Annotated in this window: 2 protein-coding genes and 1 pseudogene; 1 reads left to right on the top strand and 2 read right to left on the bottom strand. The window is 30.1% G+C overall.

Translation table 11 applies throughout. From position 1 onward, the window contains the following. Positions 1-459: ANTAR domain-containing response regulator (locus ACI3VO_RS03830; protein ID WP_439756650.1), on the bottom strand; the 459-nt coding region annotated here is incomplete at its 3' end. Positions 460-479: 20 nt separating this feature from the next. Continuing rightward, entirely contained in the window at positions 480-1,799 is a 1,320-nt protein-coding gene (locus tag ACI3VO_RS03825) for a glutamine synthetase family protein (RefSeq protein ID WP_439756649.1), read from the bottom strand. Between the two features lie 495 nt (positions 1,800-2,294). Here ACI3VO_RS03825 and ACI3VO_RS03820 point away from each other — a divergent pair. Then, positions 2,295-4,097, top strand: a pseudogene (locus ACI3VO_RS03820) (glutamine synthetase III family protein); the annotation flags it as partial. Positions 4,098-4,589 lie beyond the last annotated feature (492 nt).

The raw sequence follows: 4,589 nt of genomic DNA, 5'->3' as shown, positions 1-4,589 counted from the left end.
ATACTGTATTAAAATACATTTAGCTCTATCTATAAGTCTAATTTCACTAATTTTAACCTTAAGTCTTTCATTTTCACTTTGAAGACCTAAGTATTTTTTCCTTGATACACAAATATACTTTATACTTTTATACACAAATTGTCTATTTAATGGTTTCTCTATAACAAATACTCCATAATCTTCTACTTTAGATGAAATAGCATCGGCGATATCATTTTTTACTACTAATAAAACACCTGAATTATAGTTTTTACTAATTGAAATAGAAAGCTCATGTCCAAACTCATCTGATAATGGAGTATTGATAACCACCAAATCAAAATCACTTCTATTTAATATACGCCTAGCTTCACTACCATTGCCAACAGTGACCGTATTCGAAATTCCAACTGTTTTCATTAAGTCTACAAAAAAACTTTTCCCCTTTTCCGACGTTGACACTATCAGCGCACAAGTCATCTTGGTCCCCCCTTTTACATTTAAAGCTTGTCAAAATACAATTGCTTTTCTGCTTTAAATTTATCAGTTACTGAGCTATAAATAGTCCATTCTTCCATCTTGTCATTTATGTAATTATCGATAGTTTTTTGTGGCAATACGCTTTTTACAAATTCGCTATCTTTAGCTATCTTGATTGCTTCAATTAAATTCACAGGCAATTTTTTAACGTCTTGTAATTTTTCTTCCTCAGCATCAAATAAATTTATATTATGAGGTTTGCAAAGCTCTAAATTATTTTCTATACCCTCCATACCTGCCTTAATCAAAAGTGCAAAAACTATATAAGGGTTGCAGCTAGAATCAGGTGATCTAAGCTCCATTCTACATCTATCTCCTTTAGATGCTGGAATTCTTATAAGCTGTGATCTATTTTCCTTTGACCATGTAATATATTTTGGTGCCTTATCTTTGCCCAATCTAGAATATGAATTCGTAGATGAATTTAAAAATAAAGTAACCTCCTCTATTCTATTTAATATACCTGCTATAAACTTTTTAGCATATTCATAATCACTTGAATCCTGATTTTGAAAAACATTTTTTCCATCTTTGTATAGAGACAGATTAATATGTAGTCCATTTCCACATTCAGTATTTAAAGGTCTAGGCATAAATGAAGCAAACAATCCATTTTCACATGCCTTAGTCTTGACAAGAGATCTAAAGCTTATTAAATTATCAGCAGCAGATAATGCATCGCTGTATTGATAGTCTATTTCATTTTGTCCAGGTCCCTGTTCATGGTGTGAGCTTATAGGCATTATTCCCATTTCTTCAAGTGATAGACAAATATCTCTTCTTATATTTTCACATCTATCATTTGGATATATATCGCAATAAGTACCTCTATCATAAGGCTTCATAGTTGGATTTCCAAATTCGTCTTGTTCAAATAAGTAAAACTCACTCTCGCAACCTATCTTAGTTGAAAATCCCTTCAATCTACTTTCCTTGATAACTTCCTTTAAAATATTTCTACAATCTCCTTCAAAGCATCTTCCATCTGGATGTTTTATATTACAAAAAAATCTTACAACTCTTCCATGCTGTGGTCTCCATGGTAGTAAATACATAGTATTTGCCTCTGGAAATAGTAATAAGTCAGATTCTTCTACATTCATAAAACCAGTTACAGCTGATGCATCGAAGGAAATTCCTTCATTAAATGCTCTTTTTAATTCACTAGGCATTATCGTTATATTTTTTTGTTCTCCAAATATATCGCAAAATGCTAATCTTATAAATTTTATATCATTTTCTTCTATAAATTCTAAAACCTCACTAGTTTTATAATCCATGTAACTCCTCCTATAAATCTATATTTTATATTGTAAAAATCCTTCAAATTATAGAAATTTTCCTAAAAAAAGGGGCACTCATTAAAGGGTGTTAAAAATAAATATTCACACCTTTTAATGAACGCCCTTGTTCAATGTGACTATTATAGAATATTTATTTGTAACTGTCAATATTTTCAAATTTTTTAATAAATATTTTTATATATATAATATAATAGCAATTTTTGTCATATAATGTAGGCTTTTTTATTTTTAAAATATAAAATTTAATTTTTATATAAAATTAAGAAAAAACTGAAAATTCTTGTTGACAGTCTATTACATTTTGAATACAATATGTTTATAAAGTTAATTAAAACAGCAAAGGCGCTGTAGGTTATAGATGATCCTACAGCGCTTTTCTTTTTTTTCAAAGTAATTTTAATTAATAAGTAAATTTTATGGATTATACGATGGGGTATATCTATTTTATTTTAAATTTTGGAGGTAATTATTATGACAAAAGTTCCTGAAATATTTGGAAGCTTAGTATTTAACGAAACTGTAATGAAAGATAGACTACCAAAGGACGTTTACAAAGCATTACAAAACACTATAAAACAAGGTAAACCAATCGATTTAAAAATCGCAAACGTAGTTGCAAATGCTATGAAGGATTGGGCTATAGAACACGGTGCTACTCACTTTACTCACTGGTTCCAACCAATGACTGGTATAACTGCTGAAAAACACGACAGTTTTATAAATCCAACTGACGACGGAAAAGTAATAATGGAATTTTCTGGTAAAGAATTAGTAAAAGGTGAACCAGATGGATCTTCTTTCCCATCAGGAGGATTAAGATCTACATTCGAAGCTAGAGGATATACTGTATGGGATCCAACTAGTTATGCTTATATAAGAAACGGCACATTATGTATACCAACTGCTTTCTGTTCATATGGAGGTCAAGTTTTAGATAAGAAAACTCCTTTATTAAAATCAATGGAAGCTATAAATAAATCAGCTGTAAGACTTTTACATTTATTAGGTGAAACAGATGTTAACAGAGTTACTACTACAGTTGGTCCTGAACAAGAATATTTCTTAATAGACAAAGAAATGTACAATAAGAGAATAGATTTAAAATTCACTGGTAGAACTTTATTCGGTGCAAAACCACCTAAAGGACAAGAATTAGACGACCACTACTTCGGTGCTATAAAACCAAGAGTAGTCGATTATATGAAAGAATTAGATGAAGAATTATGGAAATTAGGAGTTTTAGCTAAGACTAAACATAACGAAGTTGCTCCAGCACAACATGAATTAGCTCCTATATTCACAACTACAAATGTTGCTACTGACCACAACCAATTAACAATGGATGTAATGAAAAAAGTAGCTTGTAGACACGGCTTAATGTGCTTACTACATGAAAAACCATTCGCTGGTGTAAATGGTTCTGGTAAACATAACAACTGGTCTATTTCAACTGATACAGGTAAAAACTTATTAAACCCAGGAAAAGATCCTATAAATAATAAATTATTCTTAACTTTCTTTATAGCTATAATAAAAGCTGTTCATGAAAATCAAGATTTATTAAGAATATCAGTTGCTGATGCAGGAAACGACCATCGTTTAGGTGGAAATGAAGCACCTCCAGCAATATTATCAATGTTCATAGGAAGTGACTTAGAAAAAGTACTACATTGTATAGAAGAAGGACTTCCATACAACGAAGAAACTTTAAAATCATTAGAAATAGATGTTGATGTTTTACCATCATTCAAAAAAGATACTACAGATAGAAATAGAACTTCTCCATTCGCATTTACTGGAAACAAATTTGAATTCCGTATGTTAGGTTCTACTGCTAATATAGCTTGTCCTAACACTATACTTAACACTATAGTTGCTGATTCTCTAGATTATATCTCTGATTATCTAGAAGGAAAAGAAGATGTAGATGCTGCTTTACAAGAAGTATTAAAGAAAATATTAAAAGAACACAAAGCTATAATATTCAATGGAAACAACTATGCAGCTGAATGGGTAACTGAAGCTGAATCTAGAGGATTATTAAACTTAAAATCTTCAGCAGATGCTCTACCTCACTACACAGATGAAAAGAATATAAAATTATTTGAAAAACACGGAGTATATACTAAATTAGAATTAGAATCAAGAAAAGAAATCTTACTTGAAAAATATGCTCAAACTATAAATATAGAAGCACAAACAATGCTTGAAATGATCAAAAAAGATATTATACCAGCTGTATGTAAATACTCTAAAGATTTAACTGAATCTGCTTTAGCTAAGAAGAATTTATCTTCTGACATAGATGTTTCTTTAGAAACTGGTTTAGTAACTAAGATATCTTCATTAAGTAGTTGTCTAGCTAAGAAGACTGCTGATTTAGAAAAATACATCTTAGATGCAAAAGATATAGACGACAGCGAAAAATTAGCAAAATTCTTCCACGATACAATATTATCACAAATGAATGAAGTTCGTGCTATAGCTGACGAACTAGAAACATTAGTTGGAAAAGACTACTGGCCATTCCCAACTTACACAGATTTATTATTTAGCGTATAAATTAATTTAAAATTCATATTTTAACATAACTAAATACTATCTACACAAAGGCGTGTACTCTATCTACTATTTATTTAGATAGGTACACGCCTTCAACTTTTTACAGAACTTATAAATTAGAATAATTCATAGACAATAGGAGGATTTATTATGTATTCATCAGTAGATACGATATGGGTATTATTAGGAGCTGCTCTTGTATTC

This window comes from Intestinibacter sp. (genome assembly GCF_051866655.1).
Lineage (GTDB): Bacteria > Bacillota > Clostridia > Peptostreptococcales > Peptostreptococcaceae > Intestinibacter.
This window is presented reverse-complemented; position numbering and strand designations above follow the sequence as displayed.

Coding starts and splice junctions, on each gene's coding strand:
- ACI3VO_RS03825 (WP_439756649.1), bottom strand. CDS start 1,799: ATGGATTATAAAACTAGTGAGGTTTTAGAATTTATAGAAGAAAATGAT.